At 62.2% G+C, this 21,134-nt stretch carries 18 protein-coding genes and 1 tRNA gene; 13 read left to right on the forward strand and 6 right to left on the reverse strand.

Annotated elements, in window-relative coordinates; translation table 11 throughout:
* Positions 1–922: 922 nt before the first annotated feature.
* From EEB12_RS30585 to EEB12_RS25445, 3 genes are all read right to left on the reverse strand, one after another.
* Positions 923–1,066 carry a hypothetical protein gene (locus EEB12_RS30585; protein WP_021333432.1) on the reverse strand — a complete coding sequence of 48 codons (144 nt, stop codon included), beginning with the start codon at positions 1,064–1,066 and terminating at the stop codon, positions 923–925.
* 451 nt (positions 1,067–1,517) lie between these two features.
* Positions 1,518–1,676 (reverse strand): hypothetical protein, encoded by a 159-nt coding sequence (locus EEB12_RS30590; protein ID WP_003945304.1) that lies wholly within the window; start codon positions 1,674–1,676, stop codon positions 1,518–1,520.
* 118 nt (positions 1,677–1,794) lie between these two features.
* Positions 1,795–1,870 (reverse strand) — tRNA-Arg (locus tag EEB12_RS25445).
* Between the two features lie 97 nt (positions 1,871–1,967).
* Between EEB12_RS25445 and EEB12_RS25450 the strand changes: the two genes are divergently transcribed.
* Positions 1,968–4,103, forward strand: coding sequence for a cytochrome c oxidase assembly protein (locus EEB12_RS25450; RefSeq protein WP_113684270.1), 2,136 nt, complete (start codon positions 1,968–1,970; stop codon positions 4,101–4,103).
* Positions 4,104–4,284: 181 nt separating this feature from the next.
* On the forward strand, positions 4,285–4,698 hold the full coding sequence (gene ssb / locus EEB12_RS25455) for a single-stranded DNA-binding protein (RefSeq protein ID WP_007733347.1): 414 nt from the start codon (positions 4,285–4,287) through the stop codon (positions 4,696–4,698).
* 4 nt (positions 4,699–4,702) lie between these two features.
* Here ssb and EEB12_RS25460 read toward each other — a convergent pair whose 3' ends face one another.
* A complete protein-coding gene (locus EEB12_RS25460; RefSeq protein ID WP_070797086.1) occupies positions 4,703–5,161 on the reverse strand; it encodes a MarR family winged helix-turn-helix transcriptional regulator in 459 nt (152 codons plus the stop codon).
* 106 nt (positions 5,162–5,267) lie between these two features.
* Between EEB12_RS25460 and EEB12_RS25465 the strand changes: the two genes are divergently transcribed.
* The 7 genes from EEB12_RS25465 to EEB12_RS25495 all read left to right on the forward strand — a co-directional run bounded on the left by EEB12_RS25465 (position 5,268) and on the right by EEB12_RS25495 (position 16,671).
* Positions 5,268–7,085: an ABC transporter ATP-binding protein gene (locus EEB12_RS25465; RefSeq protein ID WP_141488905.1), complete on the forward strand. Its 1,818-nt coding sequence runs from the start codon at positions 5,268–5,270 to the stop codon at positions 7,083–7,085.
* Positions 7,086–7,180: 95 nt separating this feature from the next.
* Positions 7,181–8,359, forward strand: coding sequence for an acyl-CoA dehydrogenase family protein (locus EEB12_RS25470; RefSeq protein WP_141488748.1), 1,179 nt, complete (start codon positions 7,181–7,183; stop codon positions 8,357–8,359).
* Between the two features lie 166 nt (positions 8,360–8,525).
* Positions 8,526–10,205 carry an energy-dependent translational throttle protein EttA gene (ettA, locus tag EEB12_RS25475; RefSeq protein ID WP_007730925.1) on the forward strand — a complete coding sequence of 560 codons (1,680 nt, stop codon included), beginning with the start codon at positions 8,526–8,528 and terminating at the stop codon, positions 10,203–10,205.
* Between the two features lie 4 nt (positions 10,206–10,209).
* Positions 10,210–10,629, forward strand: a complete 420-nt coding sequence (locus EEB12_RS25480) for an acyl-CoA thioesterase (RefSeq protein WP_019749099.1) — start codon at positions 10,210–10,212, stop codon at positions 10,627–10,629.
* Between the two features lie 99 nt (positions 10,630–10,728).
* A complete protein-coding gene (locus EEB12_RS25485) occupies positions 10,729–15,576 on the forward strand; it encodes an NAD-glutamate dehydrogenase (RefSeq protein WP_046378780.1) in 4,848 nt (1,615 codons plus the stop codon).
* On the forward strand, positions 15,573–15,992 hold the full coding sequence (locus EEB12_RS25490; protein WP_003944573.1) for an acyl-CoA thioesterase: 420 nt from the start codon (positions 15,573–15,575) through the stop codon (positions 15,990–15,992). The genes EEB12_RS25485 and EEB12_RS25490 overlap by 4 nt, the downstream gene beginning before the upstream one ends.
* Positions 15,985–16,671: a hypothetical protein gene (locus tag EEB12_RS25495; protein ID WP_019749097.1), complete on the forward strand. Its 687-nt coding sequence runs from the start codon at positions 15,985–15,987 to the stop codon at positions 16,669–16,671. Before EEB12_RS25490 ends, EEB12_RS25495 begins: the two co-directional genes overlap by 8 nt.
* Positions 16,672–16,737: 66 nt before the next feature.
* Here the strand turns inward: EEB12_RS25495 and EEB12_RS25500 are convergent, their stop codons facing one another.
* Positions 16,738–18,336, reverse strand: coding sequence for a glycoside hydrolase family 13 protein (locus EEB12_RS25500; RefSeq protein WP_020970005.1), 1,599 nt, complete (start codon positions 18,334–18,336; stop codon positions 16,738–16,740).
* Positions 18,337–18,442: 106 nt separating this feature from the next.
* Here EEB12_RS25500 and EEB12_RS25505 point away from each other — a divergent pair, with 106 nt between their 5' ends.
* The gene (locus EEB12_RS25505; RefSeq protein WP_019749095.1) at positions 18,443–18,934 is read left to right on the forward strand and encodes a cupin domain-containing protein; all 492 of its coding nucleotides are present in this window, start codon (positions 18,443–18,445) and stop codon (positions 18,932–18,934) included.
* Between the two features lie 4 nt (positions 18,935–18,938).
* Here the strand turns inward: EEB12_RS25505 and EEB12_RS25510 are convergent, their stop codons facing one another.
* Positions 18,939–19,346, reverse strand: coding sequence for a globin (locus tag EEB12_RS25510; protein ID WP_003944464.1), 408 nt, complete (start codon positions 19,344–19,346; stop codon positions 18,939–18,941).
* A gap of 182 nt (positions 19,347–19,528) precedes the next feature.
* On the opposite strand from EEB12_RS25510, the gene EEB12_RS25515 reads away from it, so the two are divergent.
* The 3 genes from EEB12_RS25515 (at position 19,529) to EEB12_RS25525 (ending at position 21,075) form a co-directional block, all read left to right on the forward strand.
* The gene (locus EEB12_RS25515) at positions 19,529–20,227 is read left to right on the forward strand and encodes an HNH endonuclease (RefSeq protein WP_020908239.1); all 699 of its coding nucleotides are present in this window, start codon (positions 19,529–19,531) and stop codon (positions 20,225–20,227) included.
* A 118-nt stretch (positions 20,228–20,345) separates the two neighbouring features.
* Complete coding sequence (locus EEB12_RS25520; RefSeq protein ID WP_007730943.1) at positions 20,346–20,609, forward strand: hypothetical protein; 264 nt, start codon at positions 20,346–20,348, stop codon at positions 20,607–20,609.
* The gene (locus EEB12_RS25525; RefSeq protein WP_019749092.1) at positions 20,596–21,075 is read left to right on the forward strand and encodes a DUF5130 domain-containing protein; all 480 of its coding nucleotides are present in this window, start codon (positions 20,596–20,598) and stop codon (positions 21,073–21,075) included. Before EEB12_RS25520 ends, EEB12_RS25525 begins: the two co-directional genes overlap by 14 nt.
* The last annotated feature ends 59 nt before the right edge of the window (positions 21,076–21,134 follow it).

Below are 21,134 nucleotides of genomic sequence, written 5' to 3' on the forward strand. Positions count from 1 at the left end.
ATCGGGCCTCGGCTGGCGCAAAGGCAGACTGACGACCCACTGCGGGTGGGGCCGGGAAATTCCAACTGAATTCGGCCGCCGGCATTCCCTAACGCGACGACTTACGGGGCTCTAAAGGCCGCGGCTGAGGTTTTTTCCTGCGCAATTCATCGCAGTCCGGGTATGAGCGCCATCCCGGATAGCAATAGCACCAGCGCGATGGCTCCGAAGGGGAGTCTTCGTACTGCGTACAACGCGGCCGTGACGGTTTTCATGAAATTCCTTTCTCTGACAAAATTTGAAGAAACTTGCCCGGGGCGGTTCGCGAGAATGTGCAAAAGACGAGCAAACTACGCAGAAGGCGCAAACCGGACGATGCGCAATCAGGAACCTAACATGAGCAAATCGCGTAGCTGGACATGCCCTGGACGTCCGTCCATGCACGAAAAACTCCATGTACCTGGCTATATATGGTTAATTCGAAATCTTCCCAAGTTAACTGGCTGGTTCGTCACAATTCGATATCAACCATCAGTTGCATGCCCGTCCTGGCCCTCGTCGACGACCGATGAGCGACCGAGTCGGTTCGGTGCTGCTGTACCGATTGAGCCTTTATGCAGTTCACTGGCCGTTATCTGCTGTCGCAACGACGGGTTGTTCAGCGAATTATCTGTGCGCACACAGTCGGCATAAATGCAAATCTTTTTTCTTCTGGTAGTGCGAGGGTGAATTAGGGGGTGAATTTAGTTGCGAGTCATCGAAACCTGGAATCCCTGAAAGGATCCAGAGATGGGGGTCACATTAGATTCGTTTTTCTTAGCAGACTGGATTCCGGCCTGAGCTAACCGTCGATAATGCTTCGGGGCCGACATGGCATTTCGAGACGAAGAATCGCCCAGCTTTTCGTAGAAAGCCTTCGGTACGGTTACGTCAGTCCAGCTGATCACGCGCCGCAGCGACTTTTGGCGACGCTCTTGTGCGCACGGATGAGGCACTGTCTGGGATGTGAGTGGATCTCGGAAAATGCCACGTCGGAGGCTTCTTCGAAGATCTCGAGACCTCGCAAGTTCAGGTCGTTCTCGCGCATTTCGGCACGATGAAATGGCTTACTTTTCAAGCGCTTTCGATGCCCGGAGTCAAATGGTGACGGTCGTTGCGTAGTCGCTGACGGCGGATGCGGCCGGTTCGGTCGGTGCGCAGTCGCCACATCCGAGCAACCGCACCGAGTAGCCGCGAGGTCCCAGAGCCGGCGCCTCTCGCGGCTCCCTGGAAACTTCGCGAAATTAGAACTTCGAATCGAGTTCTCGCTCAACCATTCTGACGCAGCTTGTGTCAATGGTGCTACGCCCACGGCCGCCAGCAAGGTCCGACTACTCCGGCTGCTGTTACGCCCTGGGATCCGGAGCCCAGAGATTCTGTGACACTGTGCGGCGGCTCTGCTTAGCGTGTTGCATGCGACTCAGTTGGCAGTGGTGGATTCTTGGCTACCGGCTCGTTGTCGTATAACTTCGTGAGACGACCTTGTCGCAGGGGAAGGGCTACAACGATTGGTCGGGTCCGGTCAACGAGGCGGGACCGGTAGTCGGTTGGTGTGCGCCGGTGAACCGCTCGACGACGGATACAACGACGATCGCGAGTGCCAGGATTCCAACGGTCCGGGCGAGTGACTTCAGGGTCTTCGGAAGTGCCTTCTTCATGCGAGGCAGATTACTGCGGACGGCACGTAATTTGTGGGCTAGGTTTCGGTCCGTATCGGACTGCTCTGCCCAGTGGCCGCTCGTCCACGCAGTGTGACTATCCGTGAATCAAATCTTGTGGTGCCCCCGGCAGGATTCGAACCTGCGACCAAGAGATTAGAAGGCTCTTGCTCTATCCCCTGAGCTACGGAGGCGCGTGGAACATCATACTCGAGGGTTCGGGATGTGACGCGCGCCGCCCAACTCCGACGCGTTGTCGTAGTCGGTTCGCGAAGGTCCTACCCTTGAGGTATGGCTACACCCGACCTCGCGCCGACAGATTCCCCACCGGAGTCCACACAGCACAGCGGTGCACCCGCTTCTTCGACCGCGATATTCGTGGTCAGTGGACTCATCGCAGGGCTCACCGCAGCCATCGTGGTGGGATTCTCCGCGTCGCAGGCACTGACTCTTCTGGGTATCCCGGATCCAGGTCCGATCACCACGTACGGCCTCCCCGCGATGCGCGCACTGGGGGAGATCGCCGCGGTCATCGCGATCGGGTCACTGCTGCTGGCCGCGTTCTTCGTGCCGCCGCAGAAGTCGGGCGTCCTCGACGTCGACGGCTATCGAGCAGTCCGAACTGCATCGCACGCCGCGATCGTGTGGGCGATCTGTTCGTTCATGATGGTGCCCCTGACGCTCTCCGACACGTCGGGTCAGCCGTTTGCCGAAGCGATCAAACCGGCAAACCTCTGGTCGGGACTCGATCAGGTCGAGATCGCCGGCGCCTGGCGCTGGACGGCGATCATCGCGGTTGTTCTGGCGATCCTGGCCCGACTGACACTGCGCTGGTGGTGGACTCCGCTACTGCTGCTGGTCGGTCTTCTCGGACTGATGCCGCTCGCTCTCACCGGTCACTCGTCTTCGGGTGGGTCGCATGACATCGCTACTAACAGCCTGATCCTGCACCTCGTGGCGGCTTCGCTCTGGGCCGGCGGCTTGTTCGCGCTACTGGCCCACGCGCGGCGCGGCGGCGATTACACCGACGTAGCGGCTCGACGCTTTTCGACGGTCGCATCCATCTGCTTCGTCGTCATGGGATTCAGCGGCGTCATCAATGCGATTGTCCGTCTGCCTCTCGACGACGTATTCACCACGACGTACGGGCGCCTGATCGTCGCCAAAACCGTTGCACTGATCATCCTCGGGTTCTTCGGTTGGGCTCAGCGGAGTCGGGCGCTGCCGGCACTGGCGGAGAACCCGAAGAGCCGCTCTGCTCTGATCCGATTTGCCGGCGCCGAGGGCATCGTGATGGCGGCGACCATCGGTCTCGCGATCGGCCTCGGTCGTACCCCGCCGCCTCCGCCGCTGTCGATTCCCTCGATCCCCGAGGTCGAACTCGGTTACAACCTTCCGGACCCGCCGTCGTTCATGGCGTTCGTGACGGACTGGCGATTCGACCTCATGTTCGGCACCGCCGCGATCGCCGCGGCGATTCTGTACGGCATCGGCCTGCGCAAGCTGGCCAAGCGTGGAGACTCCTGGCCCGTCGGCCGAACCATCGCCTGGATGAGCGGTTGCGCGGTGCTCCTGATCGCCACGTCGTCCGGTGTCGGCAAGTACGCGCCGGCAGTCTTCAGCGTTCACATGGGCGCACATATGGCGCTGTCGATGTTGGGCCCAGTCCTGCTGGTTCTGGGTGCGCCGATCACTTTGGCTCTGCGGGCGCTCGATCCGGCGGGCAAGGACGGCGTGCCCGGCATTCGCGAGTGGATTCTGACCGCGCTGCACAGCCCGTTCTCACGATTCATCACCCACCCGATCGTGGCGGCAGTTCTCTTCGTCGGCGGTTTCTACGCGCTGTATCTCGGCGGAATCTACGGCGCGACCGTCGACTCGCACAGCGCTCACCTGCTGATGAACCTGCACTTCATCCTCAGCGGCTATCTCTTCTACTGGGTGGCGATCGGAATAGACCCGTCACCACGCCAATTGCAGCCGGTGACCAAGCTGGCGATGGTCTTCGGCTCACTTCCGTTCCACGCGTTTTTCGGCGTGGCATTGATGAGCACCACCGCCGTCATGGGCGGCGCGTACTTCCGCTCGCTCGGACTCGGTTGGAACAACGACCTGATCGGCGATCAGCAGCTGGGCGGCAGCATCGCGTGGGCGACCGGCGAGATCCCACTCATGGTGGTCATGCTCGCGCTGCTGGTTCAGTGGTCGCGCAGTGACGGAAGGACCGCGCGCCGAACGGACCGTGCGGCCGAGCGTGACCACGACGCCGACCTCGCTGCTCACAACGCCATGTTCGCCGAATTGGCCAGGCGGGACCGCGAGGGGTGGAAACCGCGTGAGGCTGCTGACGCGGAGACTGCAAGCGAGGACTCTGCGGGCGAGACACCCAGCGAGAAGAAATCCGACGAATCCTCCACTAGCACTTAGCTCCGACACTGCCCGGGCCGTTTGGCTCGGGTAGTGCTGTTTCTCCACAGCTGTCCCGCCGATGCACAGGTGGAAATCGAAATCCCGAGCCAGGCGTTTGCCGTTCCACAATCGAAACTGCCGACGCAATGATCGGCCCCGCGACAGTTGGCGGGTTCTGGAGTTCGAAGGGGGATCGGACATGTACGAAACGCATGCAACGGTTGTCGGAACCGTCATCACCAATCCGGTGAAGCGGCAGACAACCAATGGCGAAGAGGTGCTGAGCTTTCGGATGGCGAGCAACACGCGTCGCAAAGACGCGGTGACCGGAGAGTGGACGGACGGAGCGACCCTCTATCTCACGGTCAGCTGCTGGCGGCGGTTGGTCACCGGCGTCGGCGCATCCATCATGAAGGGTGATCCGGTCATGGTGGCGGGGGAGTTGCGCACCAACGAGTACACGACCAAAGAGGGTGTGCCTCGTTCCGATCTCGAGTTGCGGGCGACGGCAGTTGGCGCGGACCTTGCTCGTTGCATCTCGAAGATCGAGCGTCAGAGCAAGCCGACGTCGGCGGAGAATGTCGAGGACGCAGTCGACACCGTCGCTGCGTGAGAACTCAGATCGAGTGTTTCGGGCAGTCGCGGGGCCGAGAGTCGTGCCCCGCGTCCACTCGCTCGAGAAGTTCGGTGAGAGTTGCTCGCTCCGATTCGTCGAGGTCGTCGAACACATCCGAGGATTCTCGTCGTTGAGCTTTCGCGACGTCGGCAGCGAGGGTAGCGCCGGCGTCGGTGAGCTCGAGTAATACAGCTCGCCGATCGTTCGGATCGGGAGTGCGGCGCACCCATCCGGCCTCTTCGAGGGAATCCACGACGTCGGTCGCCGACCGCGGAACGATGCGCAATCGCTCGGCAAGAAACCCGAGTCGAACCGGCTCGCCCACTCGGGTCAGTACTCGCAGCGCTCGGCTTTGCGACGGCGAGAGACCGAATGGTTCCAGCGCTGCCACTTGGCGTCGGCGGATGAGCCGTGCCACGGACATCACGACGTCGGTGAGTTCGCGCTCTCGGGAATGCATGGCGTCAGTCTAGCGTTGTTGGTGTCAGCCTCATAGTGAGGTAACCTCACCAATATGAAACTAGGGTGAGAAAGCCTCCAGGAGGTAGAACGTGAAACCAGATCACATGCGAAACATCGAACGATCCGCTGTCGAGATCACTCCGGCGGACTCAGTACCGGCAAAGCGCGTACTCGGACTGTTCGCGCCGTATCGAACTCAGATCGCCATCGTCACCGCGGTCATCACACTCAGCGCGATCGTGGCGTTGGGCAGTCCGCTGCTCCTACGCGAAATGCTCGACAAGGCGATCCCGGACAAGAACCTCGGACTCGTCAGCGTTCTGGCCATCGGCATGATCGCCATTGCCGTGATCACGAGCTGTCTCGGCGTGGCGCAGACTTGGATGTCCAACAGCATCGGCCAGAAACTGATGCACCAACTGCGTGTGCGGGTCTACTCGCATCTGCAGAATCAGTCGCTCGGATTCTTCGCTCGAACCCGAACCGGAGAAGTTCAGTCGCGCATTGCCAACGACATCGGCGGTATGCAGTCGGTGGTCACCAACACGGCAACGTCCATCGCGCAGAATGCAACGACCGTGGCAGCCACCATTGTTGCTCTGTTCCTTCTGGATTGGCGGCTTGCCATCTTTTCGCTGGCGATCTTGCCGGTGTTCATCCGTATCGCACGCAAGATCGGTGACGAGCGCCGCAAGATCTCGGGTAAGCGGCAGAAGCTACTCAGTGATCTGTCGGTCCAGGTGGAGGAATCTCTCTCCGTCAGTGGCATTCTCCTCGGCAAGACGACCGGCGCGAAGTCGGCTCTGACGGATCGATTCACCGAGCGCTCAGCGGAAGTCGCGGACGTCGAACTCCGAGCCATGATGGCCGGCAAGTGGCGCATGGCGACCATGTCGATCACTTTCGCGGCCATGCCCGCACTGGTCTACTGGTTTGCCGGTTTCACTCTCGATCACGGCAACACCATCACCGTCGGCACCCTCGTCGCATTCACCACACTGCAGACCCAATTGTTCCGCCCCACCATGATGCTGCTCAACACGGGCGTCGAGGTGCAGAGTTCGATGGCACTGTTCAGTCGCGTGTTCGAGTACCTGGATCTGCCGATCGACATTGCGGATCCGGAAGAGTCGAAGAGCTTCGACCGCACCAAGATGTCCGGCGAACTTCGGTTCGACCACGTCGACTTCTCGTATCAAGGAACCGACAGCAAGACTCTCGACAACATCGACCTCACGGTCCCGGCCGGCGGAACCTTGGCGCTGGTCGGCTCCACAGGTTCGGGCAAGACCACTCTCGGATACTTGGCCGCACGTCTGTACGACCCGACTGCGGGATCGGTGAGAATCGACGACATCGATCTGCGGGACCTCGATCTGGCGACGGTCTCCGATCTGGTGGGCGTGGTGTCGCAGGAGACGTACCTCTTCCATACGACGATTCGTGAGAACCTTCGGTTCGCGAAACCCGATGCCACCGACGCCGAGATCGAGCAAGCAGCGCGCATCGCGCAAATCCACGAGTTCATCTCCGGTCTCGACGACGGGTACGACACCATGGTCGGCGAGCGCGGCTACCGATTCTCCGGTGGTGAGAAACAGCGCATCGCGATCGCGCGCACAGTTCTGCGGAATCCGCCGATCCTGGTCCTCGACGAGGCGACGAGCGCCTTGGACAATCGCACTGAACGTGCGCTGCAGGACGCGCTCGACGAGCTGATGGTCGGACGCACCACTCTTGTTGTAGCGCACCGACTCTCCACGGTTCGAGATGCGGATCTCATCGCGGTCCTCGACCAGGGCGTGGTTGTGGAAAAGGGCACCCACGACGAACTTGTGCAACAAGGTGGGCGATACGCACAGTTGCTTGCGGCCTCGGGTAGCGACGCCGTCGAACTCCCGTCGGAACTGCAGACCGTATGAGTGTAAGAAATGTCGGCCATTTCACTTCCGCAAGTTTCTAGAACGTGTTCTACTTTAATGGTCGTTGATCGACTATCAGTGGAGGCGGAAAGATCATGGGTCAGGTTCTGGACAACATCTCACAGTTCGCCGACGAGATCCGCGCCGACGGAGTCGAGGGCGACAAGCTGATGCGCTTGACGGACGGCAGCGCGAAGCGCCTGCGCGACTCCGGCGTCATCCGGATGTTCCAGCCGAAGGAATTCGGAGGCCTCGAGGCACATCCGCGTGAATTCGCCGAGACGGCAATGGCTATCGGCGCGATGGACGGTGCCACGGGCTGGGTCAGCGGCATCGTCGGTGTTCATCCGTGGGAGCTTGCGTTCTTCGACCGCAAGGCTCAGGAAGAGGTATGGGGAACCGATCCCGATACGTGGATGGCGTCACCGTATGCGCCGATGGGCGTGGCGAGGCCGGTCGAGGGTGGCTACATCCTCAACGGGCGCTGGTCGTTCTCCTCCGGTACCGATCACTGTGACTGGATCATGATCGGCGCGATGGTCGGTGACGAGTCCGGCAAGCCGTTGATGCCGCCGAAGCACCTGCACGTACTGCTGCCGCGCTCCGATTACGACATCGACCAGGACAGCTGGAATGTCGTGGGGCTGCGCGGAACCGGGTCGAAGGACCTGATCGTCAAGGACGCGTTCCTGCCCACCTACCGCACGATCGACGCCGGAAAGGTGTACGACGGGACGGCGTGGAAGGAAGCGGGCCGTACGGAGACGTTGTACAAGTTCCCGTTCTCCTGCATTTTCCCGTTGGGGATCACTTCGTCGTTGATCGGTATCGCGGAGGGTGCGTTGGCGTGCAACATGGCGGCGCAGCGTGAGCGTGTGACGGTCAGTGGTGTTCCGATCAAGGAAGATCCGTACGTGCTGTTCGCGATCGGTGAGGCGGCGGCCGAGATCGCTGCTTCTCGGGCTGCGATCTTGGAGACGGTGGATCGTTTCTGGGACATGACTGAGAAGGGGCAGGAAGTTTCGTTCGAGCTTCGTGCGATCGGTCGGCGTACGCAGACTGCTGCGGCGTGGCGTGCGGTGCGGGCGGTGGACGAGATCTTTGCTCGTTCCGGTGGTGGCGCGTTGCAGTTGAACACGCCGATGCAGCGGTTCTGGCGTGACGCTCATGCCGGTCTCGCGCATGCGATCCATGTGCCTGGTTCCATTTTCCATTCGTCGACGCTCTCGCAGCTCGGTGGCGAGCCGAAGGGCATCCACCGGGCAATGATCTGAGCCGTCCGGGGGACACCCGGAGGTGTCCCCATCGCGGTTTTCGTGGGGGTCGATGAGCATGTCGGTGAATCTGGTCGATGACCTCGGGCTGTCCGCAGAACCCGCATCGGAGTGAGCGCCAACGCGCAATGTGGGTTATAGGACAAACACCGATAGGCTGGCGGTCATGGCTGAGTTCATTTACACGATGAAGAAGGTGCGCAAGGCGCACGGTGACAAGGTCATCCTCGATGACGTCACGATGAGCTTTTACCCCGGCGCGAAGATCGGTGTCGTCGGACCGAACGGCGCTGGTAAATCCAGCATCCTCAAGATCATGGCCGGACTGGACCAGCCGGGCAACGGCGAGGCATTCCTGGCTCCGGGCGCGACCGTCGGCATCCTCATGCAGGAGCCGGAGCTCGACGAGACCAAGACGGTTCGCGAGAACGTCGAGGACGGTCTCGGAGAGACGATGGTCCAGCTCAAGCGGTACAACGAGATCGCCGAGCTGATGGCCACGGATTACTCCGACGAGCTCATGGAAGAGATGGGCGAACTGCAGGAGAAGCTCGATCACGCAGACGCGTGGGAGATCGACTCGCAGCTCGAGCAGGCTATGGACGCCCTGCGCTGCCCCCCGCCGGAAGAGATGGTCACCCACCTCTCCGGTGGTGAGAAGCGACGCGTTGCGCTCTGCAAGCTGCTGCTGAGCAAGCCCGACCTCCTGCTCCTCGATGAGCCCACCAACCACCTCGACGCCGAATCTGTCCTGTGGCTCGAGCAGCACCTCGCTGCTTACCCCGGCGCAATCCTCGCCGTGACCCACGATCGTTACTTCCTCGATCACGTCGCGCAGTGGATCTGTGAAGTCGACCGCGGACGCCTGTACCCGTACGAGGGCAACTACTCCACCTACCTGGAGCAGAAGGCTGCACGCCTCGAAGTTGCCGGCAAGAAGGATCAGAAGCTGCAGAAGCGCCTCAAGGACGAGCTCGCATGGGTTCGTTCCGGCGCCAAGGCCCGCCAGGCCAAGAACAAGGCTCGTCTCGATCGCTACGAGGAAATGGCGAACGAAGCCGAGAAGACCCGCAAACTCGACTTCGACGAGATCCAGATCCCGGCACCGCCGCGCCTGGGTGACGTGGTCGTGGAGGTCTCGAACCTCGACAAGGGCTTCGACGGCCGCGTGCTGATCAAGGATCTTTCGTTCACGTTGCCGCGCAACGGAATTGTCGGCGTCATCGGCCCCAACGGCGTCGGTAAGACGACGCTGTTCAAGACCATCGTCGGTCTCGAGGAGCCTGACGCCGGTGAGGTCAAGATCGGTCAGACGGTCAAGCTGAGCTACGTCGACCAGAACCGTTCCGGAATCGACCCCAAGAAGACGGTCTGGGAGACCGTGTCCGACGGGCTCGATTTCATCGTCGTCGGCCAGACCGAGTTCCCCTCGCGCGCGTACATCAGCTCGTTCGGTTTCAAGGGCCACGATCAGCAGAAGCCGGCCGGCGTCCTCTCCGGTGGTGAGCGCAACCGCCTGAACCTGGCGATGACGCTCAAGCAGGGCGGCAACCTGATCCTGCTCGATGAGCCCACCAACGACCTCGACGTCGAAACCCTCGGCTCGCTGGAGAACGCTCTCGAAGAGTTCCCCGGCTGCGCCGTCGTGATCTCGCACGATCGCTGGTTCCTGGACCGGACCTGTACCCACATCCTCGCGTGGGAAGGTGGCTTCGGCGACAACGAGGCAGCTTGGTACTGGTACGAGGGCAACTTCGAGGGCTACGAGGCGAACAAGGTCGAGCGACTCGGCCCCGACGCCGCACGCCCGCACCGCGTGACTCACCGCAAGCTCACCAGGGACTGATCCGGTGTCCGACGTATACACAGCGCAGATCCAGGTCCGGTGGGGCGATTCCGACCGGTTGGGTCACGTCAACAACACGCGTTACGTCGAGTACATGCAGGAAGCTCGCATCCAGTTCCTGGAAGCGAAACTGGCGCCGCTCGGCGGCCGGCCGGGATACCTCGTGGTTCGAAAGATGACCATCGAGTTCCTCAAGCCGGTCACCGATCGGTCCGGTCCGTTGAACGTGGAGATCTTCACGACTCACGTCGGGACTTCCTCGTTCACGGTTCGGCACGTCATCCGTGACAACGCGGGTGTCGAATGCGCCTTCGGCGACGCGTTGATGGTCGGATTCGACACCGTGTCCGAAAAGTCCAGACCGCTGGCGGACAGCGAACGTGCAGTGCTCGAAGCATCGCTTGTTCAGATGACGACATCGTAGATTTCGTTTCTCAGTTCACCCTAGGTACTGGTTGCCGCGGCTAGTCTCGAGTCAGAGATTGGTCGCGGCGATCAGAACCCACAAGGATGTGAGCCAGGAATGACAGACCGTGTACGGCAGCAGGGCACAGGCCTCGACGAAGCGACGTTGTTGACGCGTCTTCGCGAGGCCTTTTTCACGCACATCGACGAGGGTGACAGCGACGATGTCATCAACGGTCGATCGGATCGAGTCCTGCTCGCGCATCTCGCGCTCGGGAGGCAGCGGACGCCAGGCACGGCCGTATGGCGTGTGTACCGCCCGTCAGGATCCGAGGGTCTCGGCGCTGCCGTCCAGATCGTCACCGACGACATGTCGTTGCTCGTCGAGTCCGTTACCGCGATGCTCAACCGACAAGGTGTGGGAATCAGTCAATTCGCCCATCCGATCCTGACGGTTGAACGCGACAACGCGGGCAATCTGATTTCCTTGGGCGACAGCGGTATCCAAGAATCCTGGATGCACGTCCAGTTGGACTCCGAAGTCGAGGATTCCGATCTCGACGCGATCGAAGCCCACCTCGGCAAAGTGCTCGCGGACGTCCGCCAGGTGGTTGGTGACACCCCGGACATGAAGGCACTGCAACTGCGCGTTGCCGACGAGTTGGAGAGTGCTGCAGAAACTGCCTCCGGGAGGATCGCCCCCGAAGAATTCTCCGATACGGCTCGACTGCTCCGGTGGATGGCGGACGGAAACTACGCCGTACTCGGATACCGGCGATTCGAGGGCACGAAGGACGGCTCGCGCACGGTCGCCGGCAGCGGGCTCGGCGTGCTGCGCTCCGACGCGATCACCGAAGGCCCGATGAGCTTGCCTCCCGTCGCAGATCTCCCGGATCGACCGCTTCTGGTGCTGACACAGGGATCGTTCCCCGCCACGGTGCACCGCGCTGTCTACCCGTACTTCGTGGGTGTCTCGATCCTCGACGACAGCGGAAACATCGTGGGGGAGCACAGATTCCTGGGTGTGTTCACCGTGGTCGCACTCCACGAGAACGTTCTCGCGATTCCCCTGATCGAGCGCCGCGTCCGCGAAGTCATCGCGCGTGCCGGTGTCGACCTGCATTCGTACTCCGGGCAGGCGATGCTCGAGGTCATCCAGTCCTTCCCGCGCACCGAGTTGTTCTCGAGCGATGCCGAGACCTTGTTCGAGACCGTCCACGCCGTGCACAGCATCGGGCTGCGTCGACAGGTGCGACTCTTCGTCCGCGAGGACACGTTCGGACGGTTCGTATCCTGCTTGGTGTATCTGCCTCGCGACCGGTATACGACGCGGGTGCGACTGGCGATGCAAAACCTGTTGTGGCGCGAATTCGGACCAGGCACAGTCGATTACACCGCCCGGGTTACCGAGAACGATCTTGCGCTGTTGCACGTGACGATCCGGCGCGATCCGGACAGTGAGCCGGTTCATCTGGATGTCTCCGAGGCCAACCGCGAGCGAGTTCAGGCCCTGCTGACCGAAGTCAGTCGTAGCTGGGACGACCGCATCAACGACCTTGTTCGCGACATTCCGGGTGTGGATCCGGAACTGGTGCAACGGTATTCGCGGGTACTTCCCGATGGATACAAGGAGGACTTCGAGCCGTCACGCGCGCTGGCCGACATCGCCAGGCTCGAGGCGTTGGCGCCAGGCGCGATCGACGTACTGCTCTATCGCGCTGTGGACTCCGCGCCCGGTGCCTGGCGCTTCACGCTCTTCGTCGGCGGCGACGGTATCTCGCTGAGTCAGGTGCTACCGGTGCTGCAGTCACTCGGCGTCGAAGTTCTCGACGAGCGGCCGCACGTCGTGCAGCGACTCGACGGCGTTCAGTGCTGGATCTACGATTTCGGATTGTCGGTACCGGCGGATCTTCGGGCGTCGGTCGAGATCGACCTCGATGCGCAGGTGCCACTCGAGACCAGCACCGCCCCGCTGACCGAGGTCCAGAAGCGATTCACGGCTGCATTCGGTGCAGTCTGGTTCGGCCGGGCAGAAGCTGACCGATTCAACGAGTTGGTGCTGCGGGCCGGAATGTCCTGGCGGCAAGCCGTGGTGCTGCGTGCTTACGCAAAGTATCTGCGCCAGGCCACATTTCCGTACAGTCAGTTCCACATCGAAGGAATCGCGCTTACGCACCCGCAGACCGCGTTTGCATTGGTGCAGTTGTTCGAGGCGATGTTCGACCCCGAGAAGCAGGACGACATCCGCGTCGCCGAATTGGACGAGCAGTTGCGTGCGTCCATCGACGAGGTACTCAGCTTGGATGCCGATCGCATTCTGCGTGGAATGTTCTCCTTGGTGAAGGCGACCTTGCGTACCAATTTCTACGTCGTCGACGCCGATGGCCGCTCTCGCGACTACCTGTCGGTCAAGCTCGATCCCTCGCGGATCAGCGAGTTGCCCAAGCCGCGGCCGGCTTTCGAGATCTACGTGTACTCACCCGAGGTCGAAGGCGTCCACCTGCGATTCGGCGCAGTAGCGCGCGGCGGACTCCGCTGGTCCGACCGGCGCGAGGATTTCCGCACCGAGGTGCTCGGCTTGGTGAAGGCTCAGGCCGTCAAGAACGCGGTGATCGTGCCGGTCGGCGCCAAGGGCGGCTTCGTCGTGAAGAATCCGCCTCTGCCGACGGGTGATCCGGCGGCTGATCGAACGGCGACGCTGGAAACGGGCAAGGCCTGCTACACCACGTTCATCTCCGGATTGCTCGACATCACGGACAACGTGCACGCGGCTACCGGCGAAGTTGTGACGCCGGATCGAGTGGTGCGCAAGGACGATCAGGATCGCTACCTGGTGGTCGCCGCGGACAAGGGCACGGCGACGTTCTCGGATCTCGCGAATTCGGTTGCCGCCAAGTACGACTTCTGGCTCGGCGATGCGTTTGCCTCCGGTGGCTCCGTGGGATACGACCACAAGGGCATGGGAATCACCGCTCGCGGCGCCTGGGAAAGCGTCAAGCGGCACTTCCGCGAACTCGGGGTCGACACGCAGACGCAGGATTTCACGACGGTAGGCGTCGGCGACATGAGCGGAGACGTGTTCGGCAACGGAATGCTCCTCAGTCGGCACATCCGTCTGGTGGGCGCGTTCGACCATCGACACATCTTCCTCGATCCGAACCCGGATGCAGCGAGCTCGTTCGTCGAACGTCAACGACTTTTCGAGTTGCCACGGTCGTCGTGGGCCGACTACGACAAGAGCCTGATCAGTGAAGGTGGCGGCGTCTGGGACCGCACGGTCAAGTCGGTTCCGATCGCCGAAAGCGTCAGAATCGCACTGGGTCTGGCCGAGGGGGTCACGAAGCTGTCGCCGCCGGAATTGATGCAGGCGATTCTGTCGGCACCGGTGGATCTGCTGTGGAACGGCGGAATCGGTACATACGTCAAGGCTTCGACCGAGACGAACGCGCAGGTCGGAGACAAGAGCAACGACGCGGTGCGAGTCGACGGTCAAGACCTACGAGTCAAGGTGATCGGTGAGGGCGGCAACCTCGGCGTGACTGCTCTGGGACGAATCGAGTTCAGCGCCAACGGCGGTCACATCAACACCGACGCCATCGACAACTCGGCCGGCGTCGACTGCTCCGATCACGAAGTGAACATCAAGATCCTTCTCGATTCGCTCGTGCGTTCGCAGTTACTGCCGACTCAGGAACGGAATCCGTTGCTGGCGTCGATGACCGACGACGTGGCGGCGCTGGTGTTGGCGGACAACATCGCCCAGAACGCGCTGCTCGGAATCTCCCGCGTGACCGCGCCGCAGATGCTCGGTGTTCACCGCCGTCAGTTGACGGATCTGACCAAGGCACGTGGCCTTGACCGCAAGCTCGAGGCGTTGCCGACCGACAAGGAGATCGAGCGTCGACTCGAGGCCGGTGTGGGTCTGACGTCGCCGGAATTGGCGACGCTGACGGCGCACGTGAAGCTTTCACTCAAGGACGATCTGCTCGCAACCGAGTTGCCGGACAACGATTTCTTCGCCCAGCAGATCCCGCAGTACTTCCCGACCGCTGTTCGCGATCGGTTCGAAACGGAGATCAAGGCACACCCGTTGCGGCGGCAGATCGTCGCGACGATGCTCGTGAACGAAGTGATCGACAACGGCGGAATCACGTACGCCTACCGCTTGGCCGAGGAGACCGGAGCGAGCAGTACCGACTCGATCCGTGCCTACGCCGCTGTGCGAGAGGTCTTTGCGCTCGACGAGGTGTGGTCGCGAATCCGCTCGGCCGGCGTCAGTGCAGAGATCGAAAACGAGCTGATCGTGGAGTCATGCCGCTTGCTCGACCGCGCGTCGCGGTGGTTCCTGGCCAATCGGCCCCAGCCGATCGCGGTCGGCGCCGAAGTTGCGCGCTACTCGGCAGCGTATCGGGCGACGGCGCCGCTGGTTCCGGGGCTGCTCGCCGGCCACCAGCTCGACGATCTGCTCGTGCGCGCTCAATCCGTGATCGATCGCGGGGCTCCGGAAGCGTTGGCGCTGGACGTGTTCCGACTGCTCGACGTCTACTGCCTGCTCGACATCGCGGATATCGCCGACATCGCCGATCACGACATCACCGAAGTCGCGGAGCTGTACTACGCCTTGGACGCGCATCTGGGAATCGACTGGCTGCTGAGCGCGGTCTCGGGACTCGAGCGCGGCGATCGCTGGCACTCGCTTGCTCGGCTCGCGTTGCGAGACGACCTCTACAGTTCGCTGCGGCAGCTGACGATGGAGGTTCTGGCCGGCGGCGAGCCGGGGGAGTCGCCGCAGGAGAAGATCGACGAATGGGAATCGACCAACGCCTCGCGGCTGAGTCGGGCGAGGGCAGCTCTCGTCGAGATCTTCGAGTCTGGGACGCTTGACCTCGCGACGCTCTCGGTGGCGGCGCGTCAGGTTCGTAGCATGGTGCGCAGCATGGGCACCCGATCGGAGGTAGGACGTTGAGCGAAGGATTCCACGCCGAAGTTGTGGTTCGGTGGTCCGACATGGATGCCTTCCAGCACATCAACCACGCACGGATGGTGACGTTGCTCGAAGAGGCGAGGATTCCTTGGTTGTTCGAAGACTCGCGCCCGACGGTCACCCTGCGTGACGGGGCTGTGATTGCCGATCTCCATGTGCGGTACCGCGGGCAACTGCGGCACGACGATTCACCGCTCGATGTCTTCATGTGGGTGGAAAAGGTTCGCGCGGTGGACTTCACCATCGCGTACGAGGTTCGCCCCCGCGGCGCCGATCTCAGCGTTCCGCCGTCCATCGTGGCATCGACTCAGATCGCGGCTTTCGATATCGACACTCAACGTCTGCGCCGCCTCAGCGGGCCCGAGCGGGAGTACTTGGAGAGCTGGCAACGTGCATGAACGTGTCCTGACCGTGCCCGAGGAGGCCGAGCGAAAGAACTTGGCCGGCTTCATCGGTCACGCCTTGCGTTTGGACGAGTCCGCGGTCATCCGAATGCGTCGACGCGGCGATGCGCACCTGAGCGTCTGGGCGTCAACGGGTTTCGACGCTCTGGCGACGCGAACCGTGGCGGGCACCATCAACCCTGACGACACGTCGGCTGCCGGCGATCAGTTGCTCTCGGCGGTGGAGCAGGCAACAGGTGAGCTGATCGATCCGGGGTTCGCCATGGATTCGGCGTGGCGTGGGGCGTTGCCGCCGATGGACGGCTTCGAGCACCTGGACGACGTACCCGCCCGGGTGTTGATCGAACTGGCGCAACGGGGCAACGCCTTGGCGCTCGAGCATGGAAGTAGTCACGGGCCGCCGGCGTCGTTGCTCGATCAGGACGTGCTCGAGGTCAGTGGTCCGTCAGGCACGGTCGGGATCTCGATGCGAGTTATTTTTGCCTTGACCGCAATGGGATTCGTTCCGCACGCCGGATCCGAAGCGATGACTGCGGACATCGATCTCGAACAGATCGACGCGTCGGAACTGGTTCGGGTGCGGGCGAGTCGATCGTGGGTGCGCCTCGATGCACGGTTTGGTTCGATCTACCGTCACCGCGGTGGTTCGATACCGCTGATGGTTGCGCGGTAGGAGTTCAGGCGACGGCCACCACCAGCGCGATGGGGCCGCCGCCTGACGACGTGCGAGAGTGTTCGGTCAGATCAGCCACGCCGCAGCGTTGACGGGCAACTGACCGTCGACGAGTGGTGCGCTGCTCAACAGCAGCTGCCCGCTCGGCAGTGCGATCGGCACCTCCGTGGTGTTGAGAGCACAGATCAGACCGCCGCGTCGACGGAAAGCGAGGCAGCCGGGGGGACTGCCGTACCAATCGATGTCGGTGCCGGAAAACTCCGGCCTGGCGCTACGAAGTTCGAGGGCGGCGCGATACAGCGAGAGCATCGAGTCGACGTCCTCGATCTGAGCCTCCACGGTGAGCGTCGACCACTCGGCCGGCATCGGCAGCCAGGTACTCGCACCGGTGGTGAATCCGAAAGGCGGCTCGGTTCCTTCCCAGGGAAGGGGCACTCGACAGCCGTCGCGTCCTCGCTCGGCATGTCCGGATCGTTCCCAGACCGGGTCCTGTAGTGCATCGTCGGGCAGGTCGACGTTCGGCAGGCCGAGTTCGGCTCCGTTGTAGATGAAGCTCGCGCCCGGAAGCGCCAACTCGACGAGGATCATCGCCCGTGCGCGTTGCGTTCCGATCTCGCCCCCGCCGTAGCGCGTGACTTCACGTTCAACGTCGTGATTCGACAGTGTCCACGTGGGCACACCCCCGACCTCGGCGACGGCCGCGAGGGAGTTCTCCACGGCCTCTCGGACGGACTCGGCGGAGAATTCGGTTTCTGCAAGCCGGAAGTTGAATCCGAGATGCAGTTCGTCTGGCCGGATGTATTCGCCGAACTTCTGGTTGTCCTTCACCCAGATCTCGCCGACGGTCATCGCCTCCGGGAACTCGTCCATGACCTTGCGGATGCCGCGGTGGATTTCGTGAACTGCCGGATTGTTGAACCGCGGGTCGTCGTCGGAATTGCGCATGAGCTCGTTGAGCTCCCAGTCGTGGTCCGGCAAACCGTCGGGCTTGGCCATTCCGTGGGCCACGTCGATGCGGAATCCGTCGATTCCGCGCTCGAGCCAGAAGCGCAGAGTCTTGGCGAGGTCGTCGAAGACCTCGGGGTTGTCCCAGTTCAGGTCCGGCTGTTCCTTGGCGAAGATGTGCAGGTACCACTGGCCGGGTGTTCCGTCGGCTTCGGTGACGCGGGTCCATGCCGGGCCGCCGAAGATGCTCGGCCAGTTGTTCGGCGGTTCGTTGCCTTTTTCACCTTTGCCGTCTCGGAAGATGTAGCGGGATCGCTCCGCAGAACCGGGCGCCGACGCCAGGGCTGCCTTGAACCACTCGTGCTGATCACTCGTGTGGTTCGGGACCAAGTCCATGGTGACCTTGATTCCGCGCTCGTGGGCCGACGTGATCAGCGAATCCATCGTCGCCAGATCACCGAACAGGGGATCGATGTCGCGAGGATCCGAGACGTCGTAGCCGTGGTCTGCCATCGGTGACTTCATCACCGGGCTCAACCAGATCGCGTCGATGCCGAGCAGCTCGAGGTAGCCGAGTTTCTCCTCGACTCCGCCGAGGTCGCCGATACCGTCACTGCCCGAATCGGCAAAGGAACGCGGATAGATCTGATAGAAGACCGCCTCGTTCCACCACGGGGCTTCGGGCCGGCTTACAGAGGACGAATCCGCGGGGGTGCTCACAGCAGTTCATAGTGCCAAACGTCTGGCACTCTCACGACTTGGACACGGCAAAAGCGTGACTCTTTACCTAGCCTTGGTGTACTTTGCATTCACGCGGTGACTCCATGTGGCAACTTTGGTGTTACTGCCGGGGGAGAAGTATCGAGAATTCAACCAAGGGGGCTTGGCCTTGACTTTGTCGGCAATCGAAGCGGTCAGTTTGGATCACGTACTGCTCGACGATGATCCGATCAACCGTGACTGGATAATCTTCGGCACACCGGTTGCACGGTCGGCGCAATGGTCGGCGAGTAAAGACGGGACCACGACTACGCACGTCTGGGATTGCACGAAGGGGCGCTTCCGCTGGTACTTCCATGCGGACGAAATCGTGCACATCATCGAAGGGTCGGTCACCGTTCAGGGCGACGGAATCGCGAAACGAACCCTGGGCGTCGGCGATGCCGCACTCTTCCGGGCGGGCAGCTGGTCGGAGTGGGAGGTCGAAGAGTACGTGCGCAAGCACGCAATCTTGAGTTCTCCGCTACATCCCACGGTGTCGTTCGGGGTACGAGCGGCCCGCCGGATCGCGCGTGTGTTCAGGCCGAAGGCGAAGTAAACGGTCAGATGGCGGAGTTCACCATGGACGCAGCAGCCATCTCCATGTAGTCGATCAACTGCTTGCGGTGCACCGGGCTCAGGGTCTTCTCGTCGATGGACGCGATGGCGACGTGCATGCACCTAAGCCACGCATCACGCTCGATCGGGCCGATCACGAAAGGATTGTGGCGCATCCGCAGACGCGGATGCCCACGCTCCTCCGAGTACGTGTGCGGCCCGCCCCAGTACTGCTCGAGGAACATCCGCATCCGCCGCTCGGCCGGGCCGAGATCGGCCTCGGGGTAGAGCGGGCGCACAACCTCGTCCTTCGCGACTTCTTCGTAGAATCGCGCGGTGAGCTTGTGAAACGTCTCGGCTCCGCCGACGGCGTCGTAGAAGGTCTGCTGCACGTCGTGCTGTACGTCATTCATGGCAAGTTCCATTGTGCCTGACGGCCGTAGTGGTCGGTTTCCGGGTCGACGACGGTTGCATCGGGTCGGAATGCGTACCCATTCACCGGAAATTCACCGGCCGTCCTGGCAATTTTGTTCGAAATGGGAGTGCGTAACGCGATCATCCGTGGTCAACTTGGGGGCAGTCTCCCGGAGGTCGTATGAAGAACCGACATGCTGCACGCAATCACCGACAACTCCAGCCCACTAGCGCGCGGAACGACCACGCGTTAGGGGCTGTTCTGGAAGTTGTTCCTGACGGGTTCGCGCACACTGCTGACCCACTCTTTTCCGAAGAGCATTCTCACCTCGAGATGTTCCCTCCCGATCGCGTTGTGCCCGAGTGGGTAAAACGTCGGGTGCTACTGCTCAACGTCACGTACGAACCGCTGACCGCCCTTCCTGCCAGGCGCGCGGTCGTACTGATGGCCTGCGGCAAGGCCGATACCGTCCACGAGGACGAACAGGGCCCGGTAGTCCATTCTGCGGACTGGTCGGTGCAGGTTCCCTCGGTCATTCGATTGCGCACCTACGTGCGCGTTCCGTATCGCGCCCGCATCCCCATGACTCGTGCCGCACTGATGCATCGTGACCACTTCCGATGTGCGTACTGCGGAGCCAAAGCCGAAACCATCGACCACGTCGTTCCTCGCAGCCGAGGGGGCGGGCATTCGTGGGAGAACTGCGTCGCGTGCTGTGCCCCCTGCAATCACCGCAAGGCCGACAAGATGCTCAGCGAACTCGGATGGACTCTCCGTGCGGAATTGGTTCCCCCGTCCGGTCCGCATTGGCGTCTGCTCGCGGCGACCAAGGAATTGCATCCGGCGTGGATGCCGTATCTCGGCGTGGGCGCAGCCTGAGCTATGTGTCGGCGTGGGCGCAGCCTGAGCGGCGTTCTGTCGTCACCGAAACGAAATTGCCCGAGAATTTGTGGCCCTGACGCTTTCCTTCCTGGCGTTCTGGGCTACGTTATCTGGTGTGAGCATTCTCGAGGTAGTACTGATATACGTTGGGATTCCGGCCTTGATCACCGCGTTCTTCGCGGCTGCGTCCTTCCTCGGGAAGAAGACGCCGGGACCGGTTCCGCCGGCGTTCCATCTCGGTGAGTCGTGGGATCACGCTCCCGTGCTGTGGAGTGCTGTCGACGAAGTCACCGTTCGCGGTGGCCATCACGGCAGTGCACACGCAATCGAAGCCGGTTCGGCTGATCTGATCGGAGGGTCCGCAAGTGGCAAGTGGTGATCATTCGACCGCGCTCGCAGTAGCGCCCGAGGACCTGCCCGTCGGCAGCGTCGTCACGTCCAGCGGACGCGTTTCCGGTGTGCACCGCATCGGCGAGCCGTTCACCGACGATCTTCCGTTCGAGACCATGGATCTGGTCGCGCTCGACGTCGCGATGACCGAAGCGACGCGGGCCACCAAGGTGCGATTCAACGCCTACATCGGTGATCTCGGTTCTGATCCGGCAGCGGGCGCCGACGCACTGTTCCCGACCACGCCGGAAGCCGAGCGTTCCGTGCTGATCGCCGTCTCGCCCAACCAGCGCACCGTCGAGGTACGCAGCGGGCGGGCAATCGCCGATCGGGTCACTGATCGCGTTACCCAGCTCGGAGCAACGGCAGCTGTTGCATCCTTCAGTGAAGGCAACCTGATCGACGGACTGATCAGTGCCATCCGCGTTATGGCAGCCGCAATTTCAGCGCCGTAACTGTTTGTCAGACACAGGCCGGTGCCCGCGTCGATTCGTGAGAATCGACGCGGGCACCG

This window comes from Rhodococcus sp. WS1, from assembly GCF_003797745.1.
Taxonomy (GTDB): Bacteria; Actinomycetota; Actinomycetes; order Mycobacteriales; family Mycobacteriaceae; genus Rhodococcus_F; species Rhodococcus_F erythropolis.

Coding starts and splice junctions, on each gene's coding strand:
- EEB12_RS30585 (WP_021333432.1), bottom strand. CDS start 1,066: ATGCGCGAGAACGACCTGAACTTGCGAGGTCTCGAGATCTTCGAAGAA.
- EEB12_RS30590 (WP_003945304.1), bottom strand. CDS start 1,676: ATGAAGAAGGCACTTCCGAAGACCCTGAAGTCACTCGCCCGGACCGTT.
- EEB12_RS25450 (WP_113684270.1), top strand. CDS start 1,968: ATGGCTACACCCGACCTCGCGCCGACAGATTCCCCACCGGAGTCCACA.
- ssb (WP_007733347.1), top strand. CDS start 4,285: ATGTACGAAACGCATGCAACGGTTGTCGGAACCGTCATCACCAATCCG.
- EEB12_RS25460 (WP_070797086.1), bottom strand. CDS start 5,161: ATGCATTCCCGAGAGCGCGAACTCACCGACGTCGTGATGTCCGTGGCA.
- EEB12_RS25465 (WP_141488905.1), top strand. CDS start 5,268: ATGCGAAACATCGAACGATCCGCTGTCGAGATCACTCCGGCGGACTCA.
- EEB12_RS25470 (WP_141488748.1), top strand. CDS start 7,181: ATGGGTCAGGTTCTGGACAACATCTCACAGTTCGCCGACGAGATCCGC.
- ettA (WP_007730925.1), top strand. CDS start 8,526: ATGGCTGAGTTCATTTACACGATGAAGAAGGTGCGCAAGGCGCACGGT.
- EEB12_RS25485 (WP_046378780.1), top strand. CDS start 10,729: ATGACAGACCGTGTACGGCAGCAGGGCACAGGCCTCGACGAAGCGACG.
- EEB12_RS25510 (WP_003944464.1), bottom strand. CDS start 19,346: ATGAATGACGTACAGCACGACGTGCAGCAGACCTTCTACGACGCCGTC.
- EEB12_RS25515 (WP_020908239.1), top strand. CDS start 19,529: ATGAAGAACCGACATGCTGCACGCAATCACCGACAACTCCAGCCCACT.